At 70.6% G+C, this 24,010-nt stretch carries 21 protein-coding genes; 9 read left to right on the top strand and 12 right to left on the bottom strand.

Annotation, left to right across the window (positions count from 1 at the left end; translation table 11 throughout):
• Positions 1-4 precede the first annotated feature (4 nt).
• From cobA to ABD357_RS27060, 4 genes are all read right to left on the bottom strand, one after another.
• Positions 5-1,237: a uroporphyrinogen-III C-methyltransferase gene (gene cobA / locus ABD357_RS27075; RefSeq protein ID WP_344393614.1), complete on the bottom strand. Its 1,233-nt coding sequence runs from the start codon at positions 1,235-1,237 to the stop codon at positions 5-7.
• A 254-nt stretch (positions 1,238-1,491) separates the two neighbouring features.
• Positions 1,492-4,953, bottom strand: coding sequence for a nicotinate-nucleotide--dimethylbenzimidazole phosphoribosyltransferase (gene cobT / locus ABD357_RS27070; protein WP_344393613.1), 3,462 nt, complete (start codon positions 4,951-4,953; stop codon positions 1,492-1,494).
• Between the two features lie 333 nt (positions 4,954-5,286).
• Positions 5,287-6,498 carry a precorrin-6y C5,15-methyltransferase (decarboxylating) subunit CbiE gene (gene cbiE, locus ABD357_RS27065; protein WP_344393611.1) on the bottom strand — a complete coding sequence of 404 codons (1,212 nt, stop codon included), beginning with the start codon at positions 6,496-6,498 and terminating at the stop codon, positions 5,287-5,289.
• 160 nt (positions 6,499-6,658) lie between these two features.
• Positions 6,659-7,294 carry a GNAT family N-acetyltransferase gene (locus tag ABD357_RS27060; RefSeq protein ID WP_344393610.1) on the bottom strand — a complete coding sequence of 212 codons (636 nt, stop codon included), beginning with the start codon at positions 7,292-7,294 and terminating at the stop codon, positions 6,659-6,661.
• A gap of 146 nt (positions 7,295-7,440) precedes the next feature.
• Between ABD357_RS27060 and ABD357_RS27055 the strand changes: the two genes are divergently transcribed.
• Both ABD357_RS27055 and ABD357_RS27050 read left to right on the top strand, forming a co-directional pair.
• Positions 7,441-7,800, top strand: coding sequence for a hypothetical protein (locus ABD357_RS27055; RefSeq protein ID WP_344393609.1), 360 nt, complete (start codon positions 7,441-7,443; stop codon positions 7,798-7,800).
• Positions 7,781-8,239 carry a hypothetical protein gene (locus ABD357_RS27050; protein ID WP_344393608.1) on the top strand — a complete coding sequence of 153 codons (459 nt, stop codon included), beginning with the start codon at positions 7,781-7,783 and terminating at the stop codon, positions 8,237-8,239. Before ABD357_RS27055 ends, ABD357_RS27050 begins: the two co-directional genes overlap by 20 nt.
• Here ABD357_RS27050 and ABD357_RS27045 read toward each other — a convergent pair.
• The 3 genes from ABD357_RS27045 to ABD357_RS27035 all read right to left on the bottom strand — a co-directional run bounded on the left by ABD357_RS27045 (position 8,236) and on the right by ABD357_RS27035 (position 10,580).
• On the bottom strand, positions 8,236-8,739 hold the full coding sequence (locus tag ABD357_RS27045) for a GNAT family N-acetyltransferase (protein WP_344393607.1): 504 nt from the start codon (positions 8,737-8,739) through the stop codon (positions 8,236-8,238). The genes ABD357_RS27050 and ABD357_RS27045 overlap by 4 nt on opposite strands.
• 58 nt (positions 8,740-8,797) lie before the next feature.
• Entirely contained in the window at positions 8,798-9,325 is a 528-nt protein-coding gene (locus ABD357_RS27040) for a sigma-70 family RNA polymerase sigma factor (RefSeq protein ID WP_344393606.1), read from the bottom strand.
• Positions 9,326-9,425: 100 nt separating this feature from the next.
• The gene (locus ABD357_RS27035; protein ID WP_344393604.1) at positions 9,426-10,580 is read right to left on the bottom strand and encodes a glycerophosphodiester phosphodiesterase; all 1,155 of its coding nucleotides are present in this window, start codon (positions 10,578-10,580) and stop codon (positions 9,426-9,428) included.
• A gap of 329 nt (positions 10,581-10,909) precedes the next feature.
• On the opposite strand from ABD357_RS27035, the gene ABD357_RS27030 reads away from it, so the two are divergent.
• Complete coding sequence (locus ABD357_RS27030) at positions 10,910-11,581, top strand: lysophospholipid acyltransferase family protein (RefSeq protein WP_344393602.1); 672 nt, start codon at positions 10,910-10,912, stop codon at positions 11,579-11,581.
• Positions 11,582-11,797: 216 nt separating this feature from the next.
• On the opposite strand, the gene ABD357_RS27025 is transcribed toward ABD357_RS27030, so the two are convergent.
• From ABD357_RS27025 to ABD357_RS27005, 5 genes are all read right to left on the bottom strand, one after another.
• Positions 11,798-13,336 carry an MFS transporter gene (locus tag ABD357_RS27025; RefSeq protein WP_344393599.1) on the bottom strand — a complete coding sequence of 513 codons (1,539 nt, stop codon included), beginning with the start codon at positions 13,334-13,336 and terminating at the stop codon, positions 11,798-11,800.
• Entirely contained in the window at positions 13,333-13,881 is a 549-nt protein-coding gene (locus tag ABD357_RS27020; protein ID WP_344393597.1) for a TetR/AcrR family transcriptional regulator, read from the bottom strand. The genes ABD357_RS27025 and ABD357_RS27020 overlap by 4 nt, the downstream gene beginning before the upstream one ends.
• 141 nt (positions 13,882-14,022) lie before the next feature.
• Positions 14,023-14,994 (bottom strand): aldo/keto reductase, encoded by a 972-nt coding sequence (locus tag ABD357_RS27015; protein WP_344393595.1) that lies wholly within the window; start codon positions 14,992-14,994, stop codon positions 14,023-14,025.
• A 246-nt stretch (positions 14,995-15,240) separates the two neighbouring features.
• The gene (gene argH / locus ABD357_RS27010) at positions 15,241-16,674 is read right to left on the bottom strand and encodes an argininosuccinate lyase (protein WP_344393593.1); all 1,434 of its coding nucleotides are present in this window, start codon (positions 16,672-16,674) and stop codon (positions 15,241-15,243) included.
• Positions 16,675-16,764: 90 nt separating this feature from the next.
• Complete coding sequence (locus ABD357_RS27005) at positions 16,765-17,958, bottom strand: argininosuccinate synthase (RefSeq protein ID WP_344393591.1); 1,194 nt, start codon at positions 17,956-17,958, stop codon at positions 16,765-16,767.
• Between the two features lie 239 nt (positions 17,959-18,197).
• Between ABD357_RS27005 and ABD357_RS27000 the strand changes: the two genes are divergently transcribed.
• The 6 genes from ABD357_RS27000 (at position 18,198) to ABD357_RS26975 (ending at position 24,008) form a co-directional block, all read left to right on the top strand.
• On the top strand, positions 18,198-19,097 hold the full coding sequence (locus ABD357_RS27000; RefSeq protein ID WP_344393589.1) for a hypothetical protein: 900 nt from the start codon (positions 18,198-18,200) through the stop codon (positions 19,095-19,097).
• A gap of 127 nt (positions 19,098-19,224) precedes the next feature.
• Positions 19,225-19,812, top strand: coding sequence for a pyridoxamine 5'-phosphate oxidase family protein (locus tag ABD357_RS26995; RefSeq protein WP_344393587.1), 588 nt, complete (start codon positions 19,225-19,227; stop codon positions 19,810-19,812).
• A gap of 3 nt (positions 19,813-19,815) precedes the next feature.
• Positions 19,816-20,508 (top strand): L,D-transpeptidase family protein, encoded by a 693-nt coding sequence (locus ABD357_RS26990; RefSeq protein WP_344393586.1) that lies wholly within the window; start codon positions 19,816-19,818, stop codon positions 20,506-20,508.
• 174 nt (positions 20,509-20,682) lie between these two features.
• Positions 20,683-22,062 (top strand): ferredoxin reductase family protein, encoded by a 1,380-nt coding sequence (locus ABD357_RS26985; protein ID WP_344393585.1) that lies wholly within the window; start codon positions 20,683-20,685, stop codon positions 22,060-22,062.
• Between the two features lie 19 nt (positions 22,063-22,081).
• Entirely contained in the window at positions 22,082-23,218 is a 1,137-nt protein-coding gene (locus tag ABD357_RS26980) for an FMN-binding protein (protein WP_344393584.1), read from the top strand.
• Positions 23,219-23,270: 52 nt separating this feature from the next.
• Positions 23,271-24,008: an FAD:protein FMN transferase gene (locus ABD357_RS26975; RefSeq protein WP_425585023.1), complete on the top strand. Its 738-nt coding sequence runs from the start codon at positions 23,271-23,273 to the stop codon at positions 24,006-24,008.
• The last annotated feature ends 2 nt before the right edge of the window (positions 24,009-24,010 follow it).

Here is a 24,010-nt window from a genome sequence, read left to right as displayed (position 1 = left end):
CGGGTTACGCGGAGCTCTCCGGGCCCACGTTCACCACGTCGCCGATGACGATGACCGCCGGGGGTTTCACGTCCTGGGCGCGTGCGGTCTCTGCCACCGTTTCGAGGGTCGCGTCGACGCGGCGCTGGGCGGCCGTCGTGCCCTCCTGGACGAGGGCCACGGGGGTGTCGGCCGGCTTGCCGTTGCCGATCAGCGTGCGTGCGATGGCACCGATCTTGTCGACGCCCATCAGGACGACCAGGGTGCCGCGGAGCTTGGCCAGGGCCGGCCAGTCGACCAGGGAGCGCTCGTCGTCGGGGGCGACATGACCGCTGACGACCGTGAACTCGTGGGCCACCCCTCGGTGCGTGACCGGGATGCCCGCGGCGCCCGGCACCGAGATGGAGCTGGAGATGCCGGGGACGACCGTGCAGGCGATACCCGCCTCGGCCAGCGCCTGGGCCTCCTCCATGCCACGGCCGAAGACGAAGGGGTCGCCGCCCTTGAGACGGACCACGGACTTGCCCTGCTTCGCGTGCTCGATGAGCGCGTTGTTGATCGCTTCCTGGGCCATGAAACGGCCGTACGGGATCTTCGCCGCATCGATCACCTCGACGTGCGGCGGGAGTTCGGCGAGCAGGTCGCGGGGGCCCAGGCGGTCCGCGATGACGACGTCCGCCTCGGCGAGAAGGCGACGGCCGCGGACCGTGATCAGGTCCGGGTCGCCGGGGCCGCCGCCGACCAGGGCGACGCCGGGGGTGCGGGTGCGGTGGTGCGGGGCCACGAGGGTGCCGTCGCGGAGGCCTTCGACCACCGCGTCGCGGATGGCGGCCGTGTGGCGGGGGTCGCGGCCTCGGGCGTTCGTCGTGAGTACGGCCACCGTGACGCCTTCGCTGTGGCCGGTCGCGGGGGTCCAGGCTGTGGCGGCGTCCGCGTCGTCGGAGCGTACGCACCAGACGCGGTGGGCTTCCGCCTCTCCCGAGGCCCTTGTGTTCGCTTCTGTGTCGCTGGTGGCGATGAGGGCGTACCAGGCCTGGGCCAGGTCGCCCTCCTCGTAGGGGCGCCTCTCCCAGGTGAGTTCGCCTGCGTCCGCCATCGCCTCTACGGAGGGGGTGGCAGTTGGGGATACGAGGCGGATGTCCGCGCCTGCTGCGATCAGGGCCGGGAGCCGGCGCTGGGCCACCTGGCCGCCGCCGAGGACTACTACTCGGCGGCCGGTGAGGCGGAGGCCTACGGGGTAGGCGGGGTGTTCGGCCATGGAGGTGCGGCTCCTCATGCGGCGGTGCGGGGGCGGGGCCCTGCGGCTCTGGAGCGCCCCTGACATGCGGATTTTAAGGTGCGGGGTGGTGGGTGGCTGGGGTGGGTGGGGTTTCTTTCCCCAGGCCCGCCCCTTCCCGAAACCAGGGGCTCTGCCCCCGGGCCCCCTGGGGTGGGTGGACAGGTGCGAGTGCGCTGTTGGTCTGTGCCCACCCGTTCCGCCTGCGGAACGACTGCCCACAGACGTGCCCGCGGCTACTTCTCGGTTACCCCTGCTGAGTCGAACGTTGCCACCTCGTGCATTGCTCTTGCTGCGCTCTGGACCATGGGGAGGGCCAGTAGGGCGCCGGTGCCTTCGCCCAGCCGGAGGTCCAGGTCCACCAGGGGGCGGAGGCCCAGTTTGTTGAGGGCGGCCACGTGGCCCGGCTCGGCGCTGCGGTGGCCTGCGATGCAGGCCGCCAGGACCTCGGGGGCGATGGCGCGGGCCACCAGGGCGGCGGCGCCGGCGCTTACACCGTCCAGGATCACCGGCGTACGCAGGGACGCGCCGCCCAGCAGCAGGCCGACCATCGCGGCGTGTTCGAGGCCGCCGACCGCGGCGAGGACGCCGATGGGGTCGGCGGGGTCGGGCTGGTGGAGTTGGATGGCGCGGCGTACGACCTCGGTCTTGCGGGCCAGCGTCTCGTCGTTGATGCCGGTGCCGCGGCCGGTGACCTCGGAGGGGTCGGTGTCCGTGAAGACCGCGATCAGGGCCGCGGACGCGGTGGTGTTCGCGATGCCCATCTCGCCCGTGACCAAGGCCTTGTTGCCGGCGGCCACCAGGTCGCGGGCCGTGTCGATGCCCACCTCGATTGCCTGCTTGACCTCCTCGCGGGTCAGCGCGGGGCCGGTCGTCATGTCGGCGGTGCCGGCCCGGACCTTGCGCGGCAGGAGGCCGGGGGTCGCGGGCAGGTCGGAGGCGACGCCCACGTCGACGACGCAGACCTCGGTGCCCACCTGACTGGCGAAGGCGTTGACGACCGCTCCCCCGCCCAGGATGTTGGCCACCATCTGGCCGGTGACCTCCTGCGGCCACGGGGTGACGCCCTGGGCGTGCACGCCGTGGTCGCCCGCGAAGATCGCTACGGCGGCCGGTTCCGGGATCGGGGGCGGGCACATCCGGGACAGGCCGCTCAGCTGTGCGGAGATGATCTCCAGCATGCCGAGGGCGCCCGCGGGCTTCGTCATGCGCTTCTGGCGCTCCCACGCCTCGCCGAGCGCCTTCGCGTCCAGCGGGCGGATGTTGGAGACGGTCTCGGCGAGCAGGTCGTGCGGCTCCTCGCCGGGCAGGGCGCGGCGGCCGTACGTCTCCTCGTGGACGACCCAGGACAGCGGGCGGCGCTTGGACCAGCCGGCCTGCAGCAGCTCCGGCTCCTCCGGGAATTCGTCCACGTAGCCCACACAGAGGTACGCCACGACCTCCAGGTGCTCGGGCAGGCCGAGGGTGCGGACCATCTCGCGCTCGTCGAAGAAGCTGACCCAGCCGACGCCGAGACCCTCGGCGCGGGCGGCCAGCCACAGGTTCTCGACCGCGAGAGCGGAGGAGTACGGGGCCATCTGCGGCTGTGTGTGGCGGCCCAGGGTGTGACGGCCGCCGCGGGTCGGGTCGGCGGTGACGACGATGTTCACCGGGGTGTCGAGGATCGCCTCGATCTTCAGTTCCTTGAACTGCTTCGCGCGGCCCTTGGGCAACGACTTCGCGTACGCGTCGCGCTGTCTCATGGCCAGTTCGTGCATCGTGCGCCGGGTGTCGGCGGAGCGGATGACGACGAAGTCCCAGGGCTGGGAGTGGCCGACGGACGGCGCGGTGTGCGCCGCCTCCAGTACGCGGAGCAGTACCTCGTGCGGAATGGGATCACTGCGGAAGCCGTTGCGGATGTCGCGGCGCTCGCGCATGACGCGCAGGACGGCCTCGCGCTCGGCGTCGTCGTAGCCGGGCGCGGCGGGGCCGGGGGACTCGCGTACATCCGCCACGGGGGCCGGGCTCTCCTCCTGCTCGCTCTGCTCTGCCTGCTCGGCCTCATCGGCCTGGTCGGCGGCGACCAGGGTGTCCAGGTCCTCCGCCCGCTGAGCTGCTACGGGCTGCTGCTGCGCCGGGGCCTCGGCATCCTCAGCGTCCTCAACGGATGGCTCGGGCACGGGAGTTGCCTCCGGCCCGGCGACGGCAGGTTCAGTCTGGTCGGTCTGTTCGGCCCCGCGGGGACCCGGGAGCATGACCACGGGGTTCTCGGGGGCCGGGGGTTCGGCGGTCTCCGCGGCGGCGGGTGCGGGCTCCTCCTCGGCGGCCGGTGCCGGTTCCGCCTGAGCGGGGTGCTCCGCCTCCGGGAGGGGCGGGAAGGTCATGGCGTGCGGGGGTGTCGGGGCGAGGTGGGGCGTCGTCGGGATGGTGCCTTCGACGGGTACGAACTGGCCGACGGGCTGGTCCGGTTGGGCTTGCTCAGGGGCCTGCGCGGGTACCGCGGCGTCTGCGGGCGTGACCATCTGCGGCTCGGCGGGACCCGGGGTCGGGGCGTCGGACAGAGCCGGCGCCTCCGCATGATCCGTGAACTGCGCGGCTTCCTCGGCGACCACGGGCTGTGCCACCTCGTCCGCGCCGGGGACCGGGCCTTGCGGGTCGGCTTCCGAGAACTGCTCGGCGTGGTCCGGGAGTTGCGGTTCAGCGGCCGCGTGCGGGGGCTGTTGGGGCTCGGGCGCCTGCGGGAAGTGCGAGACCGCCGGTGCGGGCTGGAAGTGCGCGGCGTCAGCGTTTTCGGGCGTGTGCGGCGCCTGCCCGGGAGCGTCGAGGTATGCGGGTTCCGCGTGCTGTGCCGGTTCCTCGTACTGTGCGGGTTCCGATGCCCGGATCGCGTCATCCGGGACCTGAACAGCCTCCGGAGCGGGCTCCTGCGGGAACCGCTCGGCCTGCGGGATCTGCGCAGCCGCAACCGCGAACTCCTCCGCGGCGTCCGGGACTTCGGCCGGGCCGGGGACCTCGGAGGTCTGTACGGACTCCGTCACCGGCACATCTTCGGAAACCTGCACATCGGCGGAAGCCTGCATGGCTTCGGAACTCTGGGCGGCATCGGGACCAGCAGCCCCCTCACCAGCCCCCTCCTCGACGGCCTGCGAACCGGCAGCCTCCTGGCCCACCCCAACCCGAGGAACCTCACCGACTCCCACGCCTTCGGAGCCCTGCCCCGCTCCGTCGCTCTCCTCAACACCCCGGACGACCGTTTCTGCAACACCCGCCTCAGGGCCCGCCTGGGCCTGGACTCCCCAAGGCGTCGCCCCGGCCGGACCTCGGTCGGCCAGCGAGCGCACCGGGCTCCCGGCGCTGTCCGGTGTCGGCGGACCGAGGTGCAGCGGACGACGGGCTGCGGGCGGCTGCGGCGCGGGCTCAGGAGCGCGCTCGGGCTCCGACAGCCGGACCCCTCCCAAGTCGACCGATCCGCTGTCCCGGCCCGACATCTCGTGCGGCCCGGGCTCGTGCACAACCTCGGGGACGGGAGCCGGTGGCGGCGGAGGGACCTCGTTGCCCCAGGCGCCCTGGGCGCCCGGCAGCAGCAACAGGTCTTCGTGGTCCTCGGCGGGCGTCTCGGAGAGGTAGAGGTACGCACCCGGCGCCTGGGCGCCCGGCTGCTCCACCACGCCTGCGCTCTCCGGCAGTCCTTCGCCCGGGACCTGGCCGGTGTCGGTCATGCGTACCCCTCGCCCATCGGTTTGTGCTCTACGACCTGCTCGTCCGGAGCGGTGCGTCGACCGCCCGCAGTGGAGAACGAGCATGCGTGCCGGGCGGCACGAACGGCCAGTCGACAAAGCCATTAACAGGCATTGTCGCGGTCGGCCGGTCACCATGGCAGGGTGATCCGCCATGGCCCGCTGTGGACTGCGCCACGTTGCGCGCCCTCCGGTTCGCCGTACCACACGCACCCCAAATCGGGCCCGTTTTCCGGACATTGACCGACGAAATTTCGGACAAGCCGACGCAGTACAACGGTCGGCCAGCCTACCGCGAGCGGTACGACAACAGGATCACGGGGCGCGATCGGCAAGCACGCCGGTGAGAAGGAACGCAACGCTGCGTTCCTTCTCCGTCCAGGCGCGGGTGTCCAGTTCGACGGACTGCAGAAGCGCGCACTCGACCTGATAGCCGTGCTCCGTCAGGTCCCTGCCGATGAGTTCGGCCGCGTCCCGTGTCGCGGCGTGCGTGACGATCCGCTGGGGACGCCGGTCGGCGACGGCGGAGACCACCGCGGCACCCCCACCCCCGACGCGTACGACATCGGGTTCGGGCAGGTTCTCCAGGATGTGCGGCGCGGTGCCCTGCACGATCTGGAGCTGTACGCCGAAGCGGCGGGCGGCGTCCATGGTGCGGGCGCAGGCGTCCCGGTCGCGGTCCACGGCGATGACCCCGGCACCGCAGCGCGCGGCCTCCGTGGCGAAGGCACCGCTGCCGGAGCCGATGTCCCATACGAGGTCGCCCACGCGCGGCCCCAGATGGGCGAGTTGAGCGGCGCGCAGCGGCTCGTTCTCGCCCTCGCCGACCGCGCCGCCGTACGCCTCGGCGGGCAGGGCCCAGCCGCGCGGGCCGGCGCCCGGGTCGCGCCCGGCGATCCAGCCGCCGCGTTCGGCCGGGGCGACGGGTCCGCCCATGACGATGACCACGTTCGGGTCGCGCCAGGTGTGATCGGCGGCCTTGTCGGAGGTGAGGATGGTGACCTGTTCGCGGTCGGTGCCGAGTTCCTCGCAGATGACGAAGGTGCGGTGGACTCCCTCGAGGAGCAGGCCGAGTTCGGCCGGTCCGGCGCCGGGCGAGGTGAGGACGGCGACCTTGGTGTGGGCGCGGCAGACGTTCACGGCGCGTCGCAGGGTGCGACGGTGGGCGACGACCACCTGGGCATCGTCCCAGGGCATTCCGGCACGGGCGAAGGCGGTGGCGACCGAGGAGACGGCGGGCACCACTTCGACCTCGAGGCCGAACTCGGGGGCGCGCAGGGTGCGTACGACTCCGAAGAAGCCCGGGTCGCCGTCGGCGAGGACCACGGCGCTGCCGCGGTGTCCGGCGATACGGCGGGCGGCGAGGCCGACGCTGCCGAGCCGGATGCGTTCGGCGGCCAGGGGCACTTCGGGCAGCGCCAGATGATGGGCCGCGCCGGCCACCAGTGTGGCGGCGCCGAGTGCGGAGCGCGCCGCGTCGGTCAGTGGCGAGCCGTCCCAGCCGATCACCGTGACCCGGTCGGCCATCGTCGTCAGTCTCCTGAAGTCTTCGCAGGTCGTGTGGTGATGGGGGTCCCCCGCTCGAGCGAAGGCGAGAGTGGGGGAGTGCGGAGCCCCGTGAGCGTACCTGGTGACTTGTGGTGATGTGGGTGGGGGTCGCGGCGGCCGTCCCTCCGTTTGGTTCCGGTCAGTTCCAGTCGGAGTACGTGAAACCGCCCGAGTCGGCGGACTCCTCACCGACGCCGTCGAGGTCTTCGGGGAGCAGGCTCCACACTATGTAGTCCGTACGCAGGTCGGCCCAGCCGCCGTCCTCCGTGCGGGTCCTGGCTATACAGGCGCCGCGCAGGACGCCCTCGCTGATACAGCCGATCTTCTGGGCGACCTGCTGGGAGGCGGTGTTGTCGGCCGCCGTACGCAGCTCCAGGCGCTCGAACTTCTGGTCGCGCAGCAGCCATTGGGCGGTGGCGAGTGCGGCCTCGGAGGCGTAGCCCTCGCCGCGTGCCCAGGGCGCGATGATGTACGACATCTCGGTGGCGCGTACGTGCCAGTCGGCCTTGCTCAGCTGGATGACGCCGACCAGACGCTGGGTGAGGAACTCGGTGACGGCGAGGGCGAGACCCCGGCCCTCGGTGCGCTCGGCGGGCGTCTCTTCGGTGACCCAGGTACGGGCCGCGCCCTCGGTGAAGGGCTGGGGGACCGGCGTCCAGGCGACGACCAGCTCGTCGTTCATCATCTCCGTGAGGGCGGGAACATCGTCGTCCTCGAGAGGGCGCAGCACCAACCGCTCCGTGCTGAGGGAGATGTCGGGGAAGGTGTTCGTCATGCGCCGCTCCGTAACCTTCAGGGACCGTCGGGCCTGCTGAACTGCCCAGCATGCAGCATGAGAGCACCGAACTGCACCACGAGGCGGTCAGGAGCACGGGCCGGGGCGCGGGCGTCGCGTCTTTTGGCCCGTAATAGGGTCTGAGCATGCTTGATGCCCTGACGTGGGCGACCGCCGTCGCCGCGCTCGTGCTCGCCGCGTGGTGCGGCTGGGCCGCCTATCGCGACCAGCCGACGAAGGACTGGCACTTCATCGGTATGGCGGTGGTGTCACTGCTCGCCCTGGTGCAGATGGTGGTCGGGATCGTCCAGCTGGCACGCGGTGAGAAGCCGGAGGAGGGCACGACGATCTTCGTGGCGTACCTGATCGGCGCGTTCGCCTGCATCCCGGCGGCGGGCTTCATGTCGCTGGCGGAGCGCACCCGTTGGGGCTCGGTGACGGTCGCGGCCGGCGGTGTGGTGCTGGCCGTGCTGCAGGTGCGGCTCTATGACATCTGGGGAGGCTGAGGTGCCTGTGGCCGAGGAGAAGCCGGCGCGGACGCGGCTCATCAGCGGTCCGGGCATGCTGCTGGTCTGGTTGTACGGCGTGATGGTCGTCGGCGCCGTCTCGCGCTCCGTCGTGCAGATCGCGACGGAGTTCGACAAGGCGCCGCTCGCCTACTCGCTGTCCGCGGTCGCCGGACTCGTGTACGGCTTCATCACGTACTCCCTGGTCCGCGGCGGCGAAACGGCCCGCAAGGCGGCGCTGGTGTGCTGCGCCGCCGAGCTCGCGGGCGTACTGACCGTGGGCACCTGGACCCTCGCGGACCCCTCCGCCTTCCCGGACGCCACGGTGTGGTCGGACTACGGCATGGGGTACTTGTTCATCCCGGTGCTGCTCCCGGTCACGGCGATGTTCTGGCTGCGCAAGGCGCGTACGAGGGCGCCTGGCGCGGAGCGGAGCTAGGCACTCGCGACGAACACGCCCGCCGCCACCGGCTTGGCCAGCGTCACGAGCGTGAGGCGCTCGTGGACGCGCCTCCTGGCCACGGCCTCGTAGCCGTGCCTCCGGTACAGCTGGAGGTTGTGCTCGCTGCGGTGCCCGGTGAACAGCTGGAAGCTCTTGACCGCGCCGCTCTCGGAGAGCTTCGCCTCGATGGCGTCGAGCAGCCGTCCGCCCAGGCCGTGCCGCTGCATACGGGGGTGAACGATCAGCTTGTCGATGCGCGCCGTCCCGTCCGCGTCCACGGAGCCGCGCACCGAGGCCACCACCTCGTCGCCGAGCCGGGCCACCAGCACCGTGCCGCTCGCCAGTTCCGCCTTGAGGGAGGCGAGGCTCTGGGTCAGGGGCTCGATGCTGTAGTCGCCGTACAGCTCGGCCTCGCTCTGGTAGCAGAGGAACTGCAGTTTGAGGATCTGTTCGGCGTCCTGCTCGGTCGCCCCCGAGATGGTCACGCTCATGCCCATGTGTGCATGCCTCCCGCTCACCTGTTCCGCCGGTTGTCCCTCACTCCTATCCCCGCGCTCACCAGGGCGCAACCTCCCCTGTGAGCATTCGACGCAGACATCCCAGGCATCTGGAACGTTCCGGGCCAAGACTGCCCTGTGAGATACCCAACTCCCCCGCGATCTCCCGGTATGTCAGGTCTTGCGGGGACAAGAGCGCGGCCATCAGACGCGGGCAGCGGCCGGGGAGCCGGCGTACGGCGGAGTGCAGGGCGCGGCGCCGGGCCGCGGTGAGCGCGAGCTGCTCCGGGTCAGGGCCGCTGTCGTCGGCGGGCTCGGTGACGTAGGGCAGCTCGATGCCGGCGGCGCGACGGGTGCGGCGGGCCTCGGTGCGGACGGCGACGCGCAGCCAGTCGGCAGGGTCGGAGGGCGGACCGTCCTCGTCGAGGCGTTCCAGGAGCCGCAGCCAGACGGCCTGTTCGAGGTCGCCGGGCTCGGCCCCGGAGGCATGCGCCTCCGCGGAGGCCTCGGCGGCGAGCAGTGGGCTCAGCGCGGCGACCATGCCCGTGGCGGGCCCGTCCGCGGCGGCCACATCCGTGACAGACATGTCATACGTCATATGCGGCAGGACACGGTCGCCCCGGGAGAGGTTGCCCGGAGCGACCGTTTATCACCCCAACCGGTGCATCGGGGCTCAGCCGTTGACCTCAGCCGTTGACGAAGTCCTCGCGGGCGAGGAGGCCGGTGTCCGGGTTGTCGGTGAAGACGCCGTCGATGCCGGTCGCGAAGTAGACCTGGAAGGCGCCGAAGACGTCGCCGTAGGCGTTCGGATCCGTGCCCTTCCTGAAGTCCGCGGGCAGGAAGGTGTTCTCGTTGCGCATCGTGTACGGGTGCAGGATCAGGCCCGCGTCGTGCGCGTCGTCGACGACGGTGGTCGGCCTGGTGAGCCTGCCGCTCGCGTCCCTCGGGATGATCAGGTCGAGGGTGGGGCCGATGCCCTGCGCGTACGAGGCGATCCACTTCAGGCCCTCGGGCTTGACGAGGTCGGCGACGGTGCGCGGGTCGCCCGCCTGGACGAAGTCCCAGGGGCGGCTGTTCGCGGAGGACAGCAGCACGACGAGCGGGTTGTCGACCAGCTTGTTCAGCCGCTGGATGCTGCTCGGCTCGAAGGACTGGAGGAAGACGGGCGAGTTCTTCTTGTGCTTGCCGTACTTGCGCAGCAGCCTGGCGAGCCGCTCCTCCAGGCCGAGGCCGAGGCCGCGGAAGTAGGTGGGGTGCTTGGTCTCGACGTGCAGCCACACCTCCTTGCCCCGCTTACGGCTCTCCCGCTCGGCCCAGCGCAGGACTTCCTCGAAGGTGGGGACGCCCCAGCGGCCGTCGTACAGCGTGTTGCGCGAGCGGTTGCCCGGGATGCGCTCCTTGGCGCGCAGCGTCTTGAGCTCGGCGAGCGTGAAGTCCTCGGTGAACCAGCCCGTGAAGGACACGCCGTCGACGCTCTTCGTCGTCTTGCGTCCGGCGAACTCGGGGTGGTCCGCGACGTCGGTGGTGCCGGTGATGTCGTTCTCGTGGCGGCACACGAGGTGGCCGTCCTTGGTGGGGACGAGGTCCTGCTCGATGACGTGCGCACCCATGTCGAGTGCCAGTTGGTACGCGCCCAGAGTGTGCTCCGGCCGGTAGCCGCTGGCCCCGCGGTGCCCGATGATCGTCGGCACCGGCAGGCTCTTGTAGCCGCCGCCCAGTTCGGCGGCTGCGGCCGTGCCGGGCAGAGCGAGGGCCGCTCCGCCCGCACCCAGCACCGCGGCCCCCAGCAGCGCCCGCCGTCTCGTGCCCCGACCCTGCTCGTCCGACCCCTGCGTCCCCATGAGCGCTCCTCCCGATAGCTGCCCTGCACCTGCCAAATCCGGACGATCGTAGGTGCCCTTGGGTGACGGGTGGGAGACCTGGGACGGAACACGCGGATGATGCTGAGTGTCGTATGAGGTGCGGGAGTTGGGGTACCCGGGCTTGATGGATGCGGCATTTGTCACACATCTCGTCCAGGTGTCGGGCGTGCAACAGCGCGCCACCCCAGGTAAACAAGTAGCGACACTGCGTATCCACTGCGTGAACCCGGTGTGCAATACCCCGGGTACCGCGAGTATCGTCCTCACCTGCAGAGACTCTTCACTTTCCCTTGACACCGGAGGGCCCGTTGTCCCGCTTCGCGCTCATCAAGGCAGTGCTCGGACCGATCATGCGCCTGATGTTCCGCCCACGAGTGGAAGGCGCGGAGCAGATCCCGGGCTCCGGACCGGTCATCCTGGCCGGCAACCACCTCACGTTCATCGACTCGATCGTGCTGCCGCTGGTCTGCAACCGTCAGGTCTTCTTCATCGGCAAGGACGAGTACGTCACAGGTAAGGGGCTGAAGGGCCGCCTGATGGCCTGGTTCTTCACCGGTGTCGGCATGATCCCGGTGGACCGGGACGGTGCGAACGGCGGGGTCGCGGCGCTGATGACCGGCCGCCGGATCCTGGAGGAGGGCCGGATCTTCGGCATCTACCCGGAGGGCACCCGCTCCCCCGACGGCCGCCTCTACCGCGGTCGTACGGGCATCGCTCGCCTGACCCTGATGACCGGCGCGCCGGTCGTCCCGTTCGCGATGATCGGCACCGACAAGCTCCAGCCGGGCGGCGCGGGCATTCCGCGCCCCGGGCGCGTCACGGTTCGCTTCGGTGAGGCGATGGAGTTCTCGCGGTACGAGGGCATGGATCGCGACCGGTACGTACTGCGTGCCGTCACCGACTCGGTGATGGCGGAGGTCATGCGTTTGTCGGGGCAGGAGTACGTCGACATGTACGCCACCAAGGCCAAAGCGGCGTAGGCGCTCCGCTGGGTTGAGCAGGGGCGACCAAGCACCGGGCACTACAAGTTGTTTGTCCACTGCGGGTTCGTCGGCTGGTCGCGCAGTTCCCCGCGCCCCTGAGGGGCGCTTCGTCAGCTGCCCGTCGTCCGTCTGGATCGACACGACACTGGGCAGCACCCGCAAGGAACCCCTGACCAGGGGATTTGAGCCGTACGCCGGAACGGCGCACGGAGGCTAGGGGTGCTCCGCCCCGCCCTCCAGCCGCTGCCCCCGCAGCAGGAACCACGCCGCGACCGCCGCGCCGAGCAGCACCACCGCGCCGGCGCCCGCCGCGAGGGTGAGCCCGTCGACGAAGGCCGCACGGGCGGCGTTCAGCAGCGCCTCCGCGTTCGGCAGGCCCGCCGTCGCCTCCACCGCACCGCCCAGGGACTCGTGTGCCGCGGCGGCCACCTCCGGGGGTGTACCGGCCGGAGCCGTGAAGCTGCCGTAGACACCGGTGACGATGGAGCCGAGGAGTGCGATACCGAGGGCGGCGCCGAGTTCGTACGCCGTCTCGGAGACAGCGGACGCGGCGCCCGCCTGCTCCTTGGGCACGCCGGAGAGGATCACGTCGGCGGTCACGGTGAACGAGAAGCCCGCGCCGACGCCCACGAACAACAGCGCGCCGCCCAGCAGCGGGTAGCCGGTGGACTGGCCGAGCAACGTGAGCGTGGCCAGCGCGAGGCCGATCGCGGCAAGCCCGCCCGCGACGACGGCACGCACCGAGTACCGGCGCGCCACCGTGCCCGCGATCAGTCCGGCCGCCACCGCGCCCACCGCGGCGGGCAGTTCGGCAAGACCCGCCATCAACGGCCGCATGCCCTGGACGAGTTGCAGATACTGCGAGAGGAAGAAGACCAGCCCGGACAGACCGAGAATGGTCAGCAGATCGGCAAGCACGGCCGCCGAGAAGCCACGGTTACGGAACAGCCGCATGTCCAGCAGCGGTGAAGCCAGACCGAGTTGACGGCGCACGAAGCCGAAGAGCGCGACGCCGCCGAGCAGGCCCGCGGCAGCCGCCTGTCCGCTCACCCCGTGCGCGGCGGCCTCCTTGACCCCGTACACGATGCCGACCATGCCGACGAGGGACAGGGCGACGCTGCTGAGGTCCCATGGGCCGGGCTCGGGATTGCGGGACTCGGGCAGCAGCTTCATCCCGACGAGGACGAGGACCGCCATCACGGGGAGGTTGATGAGGAAGACGGAGCCCCACCAGAAGTGCTCGAGCAGGAATCCGCCGCCGATCGGGCCGACCGCCACGCCCGCGGAGGAGGTCGCACCCCAGATGCCGATGGCGAGGCTGCGTTCACGCGGATCGTGAAAGAGGTTGCGGATGATCGCGAGCGTGGCGGGCATCAGCGTCGCGCCCGCGACGCCGAGCAGCGCCCGCGCCACGATCATCAACTCAGGAGTGCTCGCATAGGCGTTGAGCAGGGAGATCAGACCGAACGCGACCGAACCGATGAGCAGCAGCTTCTTACGGCCGATACGGTCACCGAGGCTGCCCATCGAGACAAGCAGGCCGGCGATGACGAACGAGTAGACGTCCCCGATCCACAGCAACTGCGTGCCGGACGGCTTCAGGTCCTCGCTGATGTACGGGGTGGCGAGCCCCAGCACGGTCGCGTCGACGGCCACAAGGAGCACGGCGAGGACCAGCACGGCCAAGGCGAGCCAGCGCCCGGGGCGCTTCTCCACCTCCGTCGCCGCCGTCCACTGCTGAGTGCTGGTCATGATTCCTTCCGTAGTGCGCCGCCGAGCAACAGCTCGACGATCATGTGGTGGAAGTCCTTGGCGGCGACCTTGCCGCTCAGGACGACCCAGGCGCCGGACGCGATCAGTCCGAACAGCGCCTCGGTGAGCCAGGCAGGCGTGAGATCGATACGGAACTCGCCGCTCTCCTGGCCACGCCGGAACAGGGCGGCGATCCGGGCGTCGAGCCGCTCCCAGCCCTCGTTCTGCTGCTCGCCCTCGAAGAGCTGGTTCTCCGTGTAGAGGAAGGAGAGCAGTCCGGCGACGGGCTCGATCTCGCGCACCAGCCGGCGTACGGCCTCGCTCGCGGGCCCTTCGGCGGGTCGCGCCGCGTCCAGCGCGGCCTCGCACTCCTCGATGCCGAGTGCTTCGAGAGCCCGGACGAGCGCGTCCCGCCCGGCGAACTGGCGGTGCAGAGTGGCCCGGCTGATCCCGGCCGCCTTGGCGACCTCGTCCATGGTGGCGGTGGACTTGCGGGTGAGGAGCTCGGCGGCGCTGCGGAGTACATGTGCGCGATCGACAGCCATGAGACAACAATAGCCCATGTGAGACATCAACGTCTCATTCAAGGCGTACGTGGCTCATCCATGCGTACCTCGTGATGCACTCCGGCGATCCGTGGGGGTGCTCAGTGCCAGGAGTGGGTGCTCAGCGCCACGAGCGGATGTTCAGTGCCAGGGCAGCTGCCCGCGTCGCTCCCAGTACGCGCCCGGCTCCTCGGCGAGCGCGGACAGCCGGGCCACCTGTTCGTCGTCGAGGTCGACGACGGCGGCGTGCAGGTTCGAGACGAGCTGGTTGACGGTGGCTGCGCCGGAGAGGACGACGCCGGCCCAGGGCTGCCGGAGGATCAGGGCGAGGGAGACCGCGTCGGCACCGAGTTCCGCCGCCTCGGCGATGGCGCGTACCGCTTCGGGGGCTTGCGGACCGGCGAGGCGGCCGTTGGCCATGGCCTCCTTGACGATCACGGTGAGGCCGGCGTCGTGGGCCTCGGCGAGTGCGGGCGCGGCGGAGGTCTCCAGGGCGTTGTAGGTGGCCTGGACGGTACGGAAGAGGGGCTCGCCGTCGACGGTCACGGCGAGCGCGGCCCGGATGGCGTCGGCCTGGGCCGGTCCGCTGGTGGAGAAGCCGATCGTGAGCCCCTTGGCGGCGGCTTCCGCCAGCTTGGCGTGGAGTTCCTTGTCGCTGAGGGCCGGGCTGTCCGGGGTCACGGAGTGGATCTGGTAGAGGTCGAGGCGGTCGCCGAGCAGGTCGGCGGTCTCGGCGCGCTGGCGCTCGTACGTGGTGACGCTGTGGTCCTTGACCTCGTGTTCCTCGGCGTCCGTGCGCCAGTCTGCGGTGTAGGTGTAGCCCCACTTGCTGCCGATGACTACGTCGTCGATGTCGGGGCGGGTGCGCAGCCAGTCGGCCAGGAATTCCTCGGAGAGGCCGTATGAGCGGGCTGCGTCGAAGTAGCGGACGCCTTGGGCGTAGGCGGCATCCAGGAGTTCGTGGGTGCGGTTGCGTAGCGCCTCGACGCTGCGTGCCTCCGGCAGGTCGCGCTCGCGGCCCAGGTTGATGTAGCCCGGGCGGCCTACGGCGGCAAGGCCCAGGCCGATGTGGCAGGTGGGGGTCGTGGCGGTCGCGAGGCGGGCGAAGGGCATCGCGGGCTCCGTTCGGTCGGCTCCGGGACGGGTGCTCGACCAAACGTAACCCGCGGTGGGTTTCGCCCCGTGTGTTTCTCGCCCCCGCCGCCCCTACCCGCCCCATCCCATCCCTGGGGCTGCGCCCCACGCCCCCCACATGAGAGCTCGGGTGGTTGGGGGTGATTTGGGCGGGTGCGGGTTCGTTGCGGATTGGCGCGCAGTTCCCCGCGCCCCTCAAAGCGGCTGCGCCGCTTAACGGGGCGTCTACCGCTTCTCTTTCGCCGTTGCCCATTCGTGTTGTGCTGCCACGTCTGCCTTCACCTCTGCCAGCTGTACCGCTACCGCGCTGGGAGCCGTGCCGCCTCTCCCGTTGCGGGAGGCCAGGGCGCCGGGGACGTTCAGTACCGAGCGGACCTCGGGGGTCAGGTGTGCGGAGATCTTGGCGAACTGGTCGTCGGTCAGCTGGTCCAGTTCCTTGTTCTCGGACTCGGCCACCTTGACGCACTCGCCCGCTACCTCGTGCGCGACGCGGAACGGGACACCCTGCTTGACCAGCCACTCGGCGATGTCGGTGGCGAGCGAGAAACCGGCGGGAGCCAGTTCCTCCATGCGTTCGCGGTTGACGGTCAGGGTGGCCGTCATGCCGGTGAACGCGGGGAGCAGGACCTCCAGTTGGTCGCAGGAGTCGAAGACCGGCTCCTTGTCCTCCTGAAGGTCGCGGTTGTACGCGAGCGGCAGGGCCTTGAGCGTCGCCATCAGGCCGGTCAGGTTGCCGATGAGGCGGCCCGACTTGCCGCGCGCCAGCTCCGCGATGTCCGGGTTCTTCTTCTGCGGCATGATCGACGAGCCGGTGGAGAAGGCATCGTGGAGGGTGACGAAGGAGAACTCCTTCGTGTTCCAGAGGATGATTTCCTCGGCGATCCGGGAGAGGTTGACGCCGATCATCGCGGTGATGAAGGCGAACTCGGCGGCGAAGTCGCGGGAAGCCGTGCCGTCGATGGAATTGCCCGAGCTGCCGTGCTCGAAGCCCAGGTCCTTCGCGACCGCCTCCGGGTCCAGGCCGAGGCTGCTGCCGGCCAGTGCCCCCGACCCGTACGGCGACACCGCCGTCCGCTCGTCCCACTGGCGCAGGCGCTCGGCGTCCCGGGAGAGGGCCTGCGCGTGGGCCAGTACGTGATGCGCGAACAGCACCGGCTGGGCGTGCTGAAGGTGCGTACGGCCCGGCATGGCGACGTCCGGGTGGGCCTCGGCCAGGCCGATCAGGGCGTCCTGGAGGTCGGCGATCAGGCCGCCGATGATGCGGGCGTGGTCGCGCAGGTACATCCGGAAGAGCGTGGCGACCTGGTCGTTGCGCGAGCGGCCCGCGCGCAGCTTGCCGCCGAGGTCGGGGCCGAGCCGCTCCAGCAGACCGCGCTCCAGGGCGGTGTGGACGTCCTCGTCGGCGATCGTGCCGACGAGGGAGCCGTCCGCGACATCCGCTTCCAGCTGGTCGAGCCCTGCGAGCATCCGCGTCAGCTCGTCGTCGGTGAGCAGCCCCGCCTTGTGCAGCACGCGCGCGTGGGCACGCGAACCGGCGATGTCGTAGGGCGCGAGCCGCCAGTCGAAGTGGACGGACGCGGACAGCTTGGCCAGGGCCTCGGCGGGACCGTCGGCGAAACGGCCGCCCCAGAGCCGTACGTCACCGCTGTTGCTGCTCACTTGCTCTGCTCCTCGGAGAATGGTGAATGTGCGACCGCCTCCCCACCCTTGCAGGTGAGGAGGCGGCTGTCAGGTCGGTACGGGCGAGGCTTACGCCAGGTCCCGCTTCGCCGCGATCTTCGACGACAGGCTGTAGATGTCGATGAAGCCCTTCGCCGCGGACTGGTCGAAGGAGTCGCCCGTGTCGTACGTCGCGAGGTTGAAGTCGTACAGCGACGACTCGGAGCGGCGGCCGGTGACGACGGCGCGACCGCCGTGCAGGGTCATCCGGATGTCGCCGGAGACGTGCTGGTTGGCCTCGTTGATGAAGCCGTCCAGGGCGCGCTTGAGCGGGGAGAACCACAGACCGTCGTAGACCAGCTCGCCCCAGCGCTGCTCGACCTGCCGCTTGTAGCGGGCGAGTTCGCGCTCGACGGTGACGTTCTCCAGCTCCTGGTGGGCCGTGATCAGCGCGATGGCGCCGGGAGCCTCGTACACCTCACGGGACTTGATGCCGACCAGGCGGTCCTCGACCATGTCGATCCGGCCGATGCCCTGGGCGCCGGCACGCTCGTTGAGCTGCTGGATGGCCTGCAGGACGGTGACGGGCTTGCCGTCGATGGCGACCGGGACGCCCGCCTTGAAGGTGATGACGACCTCGTCGGGCTCACGCAGCAGCGCGGGGTTCTGCGTGTACTCGTAGACGTCCTCGATCGGGGCGTTCCAGATGTCCTCCAGGAAGCCGGTCTCGACGGCGCGCCCGAAGACGTTCTGGTCGATGGAGTACGGCGACTTCTTGGTGGTGGCGATCGGCAGGCCCTTCTCCTCGCAGAAGGCGATCGCCTTGTCCCGGGTCATCGCGTAGTCGCGGACCGGGGCGATGCACTTGAGGTCGGGGGCGAGGGCGACGATGCCGGCCTCGAAGCGGACCTGGTCGTTGCCCTTGCCGGTGCAGCCGTGGGCGACCGTGGTGGCACCGTGCTTCTGGGCGGCGGCTACGAGGTGCTTGACGATCGTCGGACGGGAGAGGGCGGAGACCAGCGGATAGCGGTCCATGTAGAGGGCGTTGGCCTTGATCGCCGGGAGGCAGTACTCCTCGGCGAACTCATCCCTGGCGTCCGCGACCTCGGCCTCCACGGCACCGCAGGAGAGCGCACGCTTGCGGATGACGTCCAGGTCCTCGCCGCCCTGGCCGACGTCCACGGCAACGGCGATGACCTCGGCGCCCGTCTCCTCGGCGATCCAGCCGATGGCGACGGAGGTGTCCAGGCCGCCCGAGTAGGCGAGTACGACGCGCTCGGTCACGGGTTTCTCCTCACAGTGCATTCGCTGACATGCATGAGTATGCAGTAGTCCGCATGGTTCGTCAATCGCGGGGTCTGGCGGAGAAGGTGGCGAACAAATCTCAGGTTTCGTTTGAACGGGTGAAATCGCTTTCCCGTATCTCCCGCTGGACGCAGGCGCCGCGTTTGTAAACGACAGCTGGAGTACGCCGCCCGATCGACCACGGGCGGCCCAACCCCCGACCAGAGCGAGGCTTCCGCATGTCCAGGGCTCTCCCGAAGTACCACAAGCGCCGCGTGGCGATGATCGGCGGCGCCGCCGCGGTGGTGTTGTCCGGTGCCGTGATCGCAGGATCGGCCTTGGCCGGAGAGACTTCGAACAACGGCGACCAGGCCGCGACGAACGCATCGCCCGGCACGGTGAACTGTCCGGCCGTGGAGGGCAGTCTCCCCGAGATCCCGGCCTCCGCGCAGGCCGAGGTGGAGCGCAACCTCACGCTCCTCGACACCCAGATCTCCGAGGCCAACCAGAGACTGGTCGACACGGTCGGCCAGGGCGGCCCCAACTTCGTCCAGAACGCCATCCTCGGCCCGCTGGAAGACAAGCGCGTCGCCGCACTGAACCGCATCGAGACCGCGATCGGCCGCGCAGCCGAGAAGCCCGAGGGCCTCGAAGCCCTCGCGGCCTGCGAGCTCAACGCCGGTGGCGCGGCTGAAGCGGGCGGCGAGGCCGAGGAGGAGCCGACCGAGGCGGCGACCGGCGCGGCGGGCGACAACGCGGACGGAGCGGGAGCCGGAGACGCCGGCAACGCGGAGAACGCAGAGAACGGGGCCGGAGCCGAGAACGCGGGCAACGCCGGCGCCGCGGGCGCGATCAGCTGCCCCGATGTCGAGCCGAGCCTCCCCGCCGAGATCCCCGCTTCCGCACAGGCCGAGGTGGACAGCAACCTCGCCCAGCTCGACACCCAGCTCGCCGAGGCCAACCAGCGCCTCGTGGACACGGTCGGCCAGGGCGGCCCCAACTTCGTCCAGAACGCCATCCTCGGCCCGCTCGAGGACAAGCGCGTCGCCGCACTGAACCGCATCGAGACCGCGATCGGCCGCGCAGCCGAGAAGCCCGAGGGCCTCGAAGCCCTCGCGGCCTGCGAGCTCAACCAGTAACCGACGCCACCGAGTAAGCCCTCCGTGGCCGCCCCGAGCGCTGGGCCGGGGCGGCCACGGAGCCCGCAGGACCCACAGGGCGCAACTCCTCAGACAACCAAAGGAGTTACGCCGATAATCTTTAGGTATGGGAAAGACCTACGAGCGCATTGACGGCCGACTGCGTACGTTCATCGAGGCGCAGCCCCTCTTCTTCACCGCGACCGCACCCCTGTCCGGCGACGGCACGGTCAACCTCTCCCCCAAGGGCCTCAAGGGCTCCTTCGCGGTCCTCGACGAACTCACCGTCGCCTACCTGGACTTCGCCGGAAGCAACGCCGAGACGATCGCCCACCTGCGGGAGAACGGCCGGATCACCCTCATGTGGTGCGCCTTCCAGGGCCCGCCGAACATCGTCCGCGTACACGGCCGCGGCGAGCCGGTCTTCCGCGACGATCCGCGCTTCAAGGAACTGCTCGCCCACTTCCCGGACATCGACCCGACCCCGCACGGCCTGCGCGCGATCATCGTCGTGACGGCCGGACTCATCCGCGACACCTGCGGCTACGCGGTGCCCTTCATGGCGTACGAGGAAGACCGCGAACTGCACGCCAAGCGCTTTGCGCGGGAGGACGACGTGTCACTGGACACGTACTTCCAGAAGAAGGAGCACGTGGCGACCAGCCTGGATGGGCTACCCGGGCTGCCGTTGCCCCTGCCGCCCCATAGCGTCTGAGGCATGCGCCTCGGAGCCGCCGTCCTCGCGTCCGCGTCCCTCCTCGTCGCCGCTCCCGGCGGCGGTCAACCACCGCTGCCCGAGCGGATGGCGGACACGGGCGGCGGCCGCCAGCTGATCACCGTCCGGGCCTCCCGGACGTCCTCGACGACCGGAACGGTCACCTGGTGGGACCGGCGCGACGGCCGCTGGGTGAGGGCCGGCTCCGCGCCGGCCCGTTTCGGTGCGAGAGGGCTCGTCGAGGGCGGCTCGCGCAAGCAGGGCACGAACACCACACCCACCGGCCTGTACGACCTGCCGTACGCCTTCGGGATCGAGCCGGCGCCGAAGGGGACGACCGCCACGTACCGCCGCGTGCACCAGAACTCCTGGTGGTGCCAGGACAACGACTCGCGCTCCTACAACCGCTGGACCGAGCCGCGCCCGGCCGACTGCCGGGCCGCCGAGTCCGAGCACCTGATCTCGTACGGAACGCAGTACGCGTACGCGCTCGTCATCGGCTTCAACTACGAGCGGCCCGTGCGCGGGCGGGGCGCCGGGATCTTCCTGCATGTCAACGGGCGTGGGGCGACTGCCGGTTGTGTGTCCGTACCGCGGGACGCGATGCGGCGGATCCTGGACTGGGGGGATCCGGCGCGCAGGCCGCACATCGCGATCGGGACGGAGAGCGGTCCGACCTCGATCATCCGCTACTGAGGTCGATTGCTGAGGTCGATTGCCGAGATCGCTCAGCCCTTCGCGCCGCCGCCGGGTTACCGCGAGTCGCAGCAGTTAACCCCTTGCTCCCTGGTGCATTGAACAAGCTGCCGTCCCGGGACGTACCTCTGGGCCAAGGGCCACTCCCCCTCTCGCCAGTCCCACGGAGGAACCGTGAGTACGATCGCCGGCGGTCGCGCTGCGCGGCGCCAGACGTTGCGCCGTATCCGCCCTCGCCGCAATCCCGCAGTCCCGCTGCTGCTCGCTGTCTGGGCGGGTGCGGTGGGGGTGGTCTGGCTGTGGTGGAGCAACACTCCGGCCATCGCCAACAACACGGACCGGATACTCAACGCCGGCCGGATCACCGGTCTGCTGGCCGGCTATCTGATGGCCCTCGTGGTGTTGCAGATGGCCCGGGTGCCCGCGCTGGAGCGCCGCGTCGGCTCGGACCGAGTCGCCCGCTGGCACGCGATGAGCGGGCGTTACACGCTCTGCCTTGTCCTCGCTCATCTCATCCTGACCATGTACGGCTACGCGCTGCAGGCCGGGCTCGGATTCTCGGGGATCGTCCAGCAGACCATCGACTCGGTGAACACGCTGCCGGACATGGGCAAGGCCGCGATCGGCACGGGTCTGCTGCTGTTCATCGGCCTGATCTCCATCGGCGGCATCCGGCGCAGGATCCCGTACGACACCTGGTACCACGTCCATCTGCTCACATATGCGGCCGTGTACCTGTCCTTCTGGCACCAGCTGTCCACGGGCAACGACTTCGCCGTCCAGCCCGCCGCGACCACGGCCTGGTACGCGCTGTACGGGACCGTGACCGCGCTCGCGCTCTGGTACCGGGTGCTCGTACCGATCCGGCTGAACATGCGGCACCGTATGCGGGTCGCCGATGTCGTCGAGGAGGCACCCGGAGTCGTCTCGGTGCTGATCTCGGGACGACGGCTGCACCGCATCGGCGCCGAGGCCGGGCAGTTCTTCCGGTGGCGGTTCCTGTCACCGGGCATGCGGCTCAGCTCGCACCCGTACTCCCTGTCGGCGGCGCCCCGCCCCAACATGCTGCGCATCACGGTGAAGGCGATCGGCGACCACAGCTCCCGGCTGCGCGAACTGGAGCCCGGTACCCGCGTATGGGCCGAGGGCCCGTACGGCGCGATGACCGCCTCCCGGCGCAGGAGCGGCAAGGTGCTGCTGATCGCGGGCGGTGTCGGGATCACCCCGATGCGGGCACTGTTCGAGACTCTGCCCGGCTCGCCCGGCGATCTGACGCTGCTGTACCGGGCCAACAGCACCCAGGACCTGGCCCTTTGGGACGAGCTCGCCGCCATCGCCGACGAGCGCGGCGCCCGGCTCATGTATGCGGTCAACAGCCCGGACGGGGAGCGACCCGACATCTCGGCGGAGACCCTGCGCAGAAAGCTGCCGGACGTCGACCGCCATGACGTTTTCCTGTGCGGGCCGCCCGGCTTCGCACAGCAGGTCTACGAAGCACTCCGCGGCGCGGGCGTACCGGCCCGCCGCATCCATCACGAGTCGTTCGAGATGTGAGCGACGGGAGTCAGGAGCGATGAAGAAGAGTCACCCTATTCGGCGTGCCGTGCTCGCCACCGCCGCCACCGTGTCCGGGATCGTCCTGGTCCTCTCGCTGAAGCCGGCGTCGGACCCGTCATCGTCCGCATCCGCGCAGGGCGGAGCGTCGCCACAGGGTGGCGCGCAGCAGTCGGCCGTCCAGGACGGCACGGTCACCGGCACCGCGGCCACGACCCAGTACGGCCCCGTCCAGGTCCGCGTCACCATGAGCGGCGGCAAGATCACCAAGGCCGAGGCAGTCCAGCAGCCCAAAGGCGGACGCAGCGACCAGATCAGCGCCGACGCGATCCCCAAACTCAACCAGGCCGCCGTCACCGCGGGCAGCGCCGACATCGACGCCGTCTCCGGCGCCACCTACACCAGCGCCGGCTACAAGAAGTCCCTCCAGTCCGCCATGGACAAGACCGCCCAGTCGGGTGGCGGCGGCTCGTCGTCCGGCTCGGCGCAGGCTCAGACGGTCACCGGGGACGCGGTCGACACGCAGTACGGTCCGGTCCAGGTCCGCGTCACCATGAGCGGCGGCAAGATCACCAAGTCCGAAGCCGTCCAGCAGCCCAAAGGCGGACGCAGCGACCAGATCAGCGGCAACTCGATCCCCAAACTCAACCAGGCCGCCGTCACCGCGGGCAGCGCCGACATCGACGCCGTCTCCGGCGCCACCTACACCAGCGCCGGCTACAAGAAGTCCCTCCAGTCCGCCATCGACAAGGCTCCCAAGTCCGGTGGCGGGTCCGCTGCCGGATCCGGCCAGGCCGGTTCGGGCAGCGGCGGTAGCGGCAGCGGGTCCGCAGGCTCTGGCAACGGCAACGGGGGCGGCGGGTCCACCGACGTGGCAGCCGATGCCCGCATCGTGACCGGCAGCGTGGCCGACACACAGTACGGCCCCGTCCAGGTCCGTATCACCTACAACGGCGGCAAGATCACCAAGGCCGAGGCGGTACAGAAGCCGAAGGGCGGACGCAGCGACCAGGTCAGCGCCAACTCGATCCCCAAGCTCAACCAGGCCGCCGTCGCCGCGAGCAGCGCCGACATCGACGCCGTCTCCGGAGCCTCCTACACCAGCGCCGGCTACAAGCAGTCCCTCCAGAACGCACTGGACCAGGTCGGTGGCTGAGGTGGCGGATCCCGCGCAGGCGCCCTCCGTGGTGCGTCACGCGGAGGAGGTGATGGGCACGGTCGTCTCGTTCGACGTGCGCGGGGGCGAAGCGGCGGCCGTGCAGACCGCGCTGGAGGAGGCGATCGCCCAACTCCATGTGGTGGACGCGGTGTTCAGCACCTACAAAGAGGACAGCCAGATCTCCCGGCTCGGCCGGGAGGAGCTGACCGTCGAGGAGTGCGACCCGGAGGTCGCCGAGGTCCTCGAACTGTGCGCCGAGGCCGAGCGGTTGAGCGACGGCTGGTTCAGCACGAGGTACGGGGGTGTCGTCGACCCGACCGGTCTGGTGAAGGGCTGGTCGGTCGAGCGCGCGGCCCGGCATCTGATGGCTGCCGGGGCGAGCGGCGTCAGCGTGAACGGCGGTGGCGACGTCCAGTTGCTCGGCACACCGGGGCCCGAGCGGCCCTGGCGGGTCGGTGTCTCGGACCCGCTGCGCCCCGGCTCCCTCGCGGCGGTCGTCTCCGCGGCGGGCGCCGACGAGCTGGCCGTCGCCACCTCGGGTTCCGCCGAGCGCGGCGTCCACATCGTGGACCCCGGCACCAGCCGGTCCGCGGTCACCGACCTGGTGGCCGTGACCGTGGTGACCCCCCGGCTGACCTGGGCGGACGCCTGGGCGACGGCGGCCTTCGCGATGGGTTCCAGGCAGGCCCTCAGCTGGCTGGAGTCCCTCCCGGACGTCGAGGCGCTGCTCATCACGGCGGGCGACGAGGTCCGCTGCACCGGTGGGCTGGGCGCACGCCTGGGGTGAGC

The organism is Streptomyces vastus (assembly GCF_039532825.1).
GTDB lineage: Bacteria > Actinomycetota > Actinomycetes > Streptomycetales > Streptomycetaceae > Streptomyces > Streptomyces vastus.
This window is presented reverse-complemented; position numbering and strand designations above follow the sequence as displayed.

Coding starts and splice junctions, on each gene's coding strand:
- ABD357_RS26980 (WP_344393584.1), top strand. CDS start 22,082: ATGAAGAAGAGTCACCCTATTCGGCGTGCCGTGCTCGCCACCGCCGCC.
- ABD357_RS27045 (WP_344393607.1), bottom strand. CDS start 8,739: ATGGGCATGAGCGTGACCATCTCGGGGGCGACCGAGCAGGACGCCGAA.
- cobA (WP_344393614.1), bottom strand. CDS start 1,237: ATGGCCGAACACCCCGCCTACCCCGTAGGCCTCCGCCTCACCGGCCGC.
- ABD357_RS27060 (WP_344393610.1), bottom strand. CDS start 7,294: ATGACGAACACCTTCCCCGACATCTCCCTCAGCACGGAGCGGTTGGTG.
- ABD357_RS27035 (WP_344393604.1), bottom strand. CDS start 10,580: ATGGGGACGCAGGGGTCGGACGAGCAGGGTCGGGGCACGAGACGGCGG.
- ABD357_RS27050 (WP_344393608.1), top strand. CDS start 7,781: ATGACATCTGGGGAGGCTGAGGTGCCTGTGGCCGAGGAGAAGCCGGCG.
- ABD357_RS27000 (WP_344393589.1), top strand. CDS start 18,198: ATGTCCAGGGCTCTCCCGAAGTACCACAAGCGCCGCGTGGCGATGATC.
- cbiE (WP_344393611.1), bottom strand. CDS start 6,498: ATGGCCGACCGGGTCACGGTGATCGGCTGGGACGGCTCGCCACTGACC.
- ABD357_RS27025 (WP_344393599.1), bottom strand. CDS start 13,336: ATGACCAGCACTCAGCAGTGGACGGCGGCGACGGAGGTGGAGAAGCGC.
- ABD357_RS27020 (WP_344393597.1), bottom strand. CDS start 13,881: ATGGCTGTCGATCGCGCACATGTACTCCGCAGCGCCGCCGAGCTCCTC.
- cobT (WP_344393613.1), bottom strand. CDS start 4,953: ATGACCGACACCGGCCAGGTCCCGGGCGAAGGACTGCCGGAGAGCGCA.
- ABD357_RS26990 (WP_344393586.1), top strand. CDS start 19,816: ATGCGCCTCGGAGCCGCCGTCCTCGCGTCCGCGTCCCTCCTCGTCGCC.
- ABD357_RS27055 (WP_344393609.1), top strand. CDS start 7,441: ATGCTTGATGCCCTGACGTGGGCGACCGCCGTCGCCGCGCTCGTGCTC.
- ABD357_RS27015 (WP_344393595.1), bottom strand. CDS start 14,994: ATGCCCTTCGCCCGCCTCGCGACCGCCACGACCCCCACCTGCCACATC.
- ABD357_RS26995 (WP_344393587.1), top strand. CDS start 19,225: ATGGGAAAGACCTACGAGCGCATTGACGGCCGACTGCGTACGTTCATC.
- ABD357_RS27040 (WP_344393606.1), bottom strand. CDS start 9,325: ATGTCTGTCACGGATGTGGCCGCCGCGGACGGGCCCGCCACGGGCATG.
- ABD357_RS26975 (WP_425585023.1), top strand. CDS start 23,271: ATGGGCACGGTCGTCTCGTTCGACGTGCGCGGGGGCGAAGCGGCGGCC.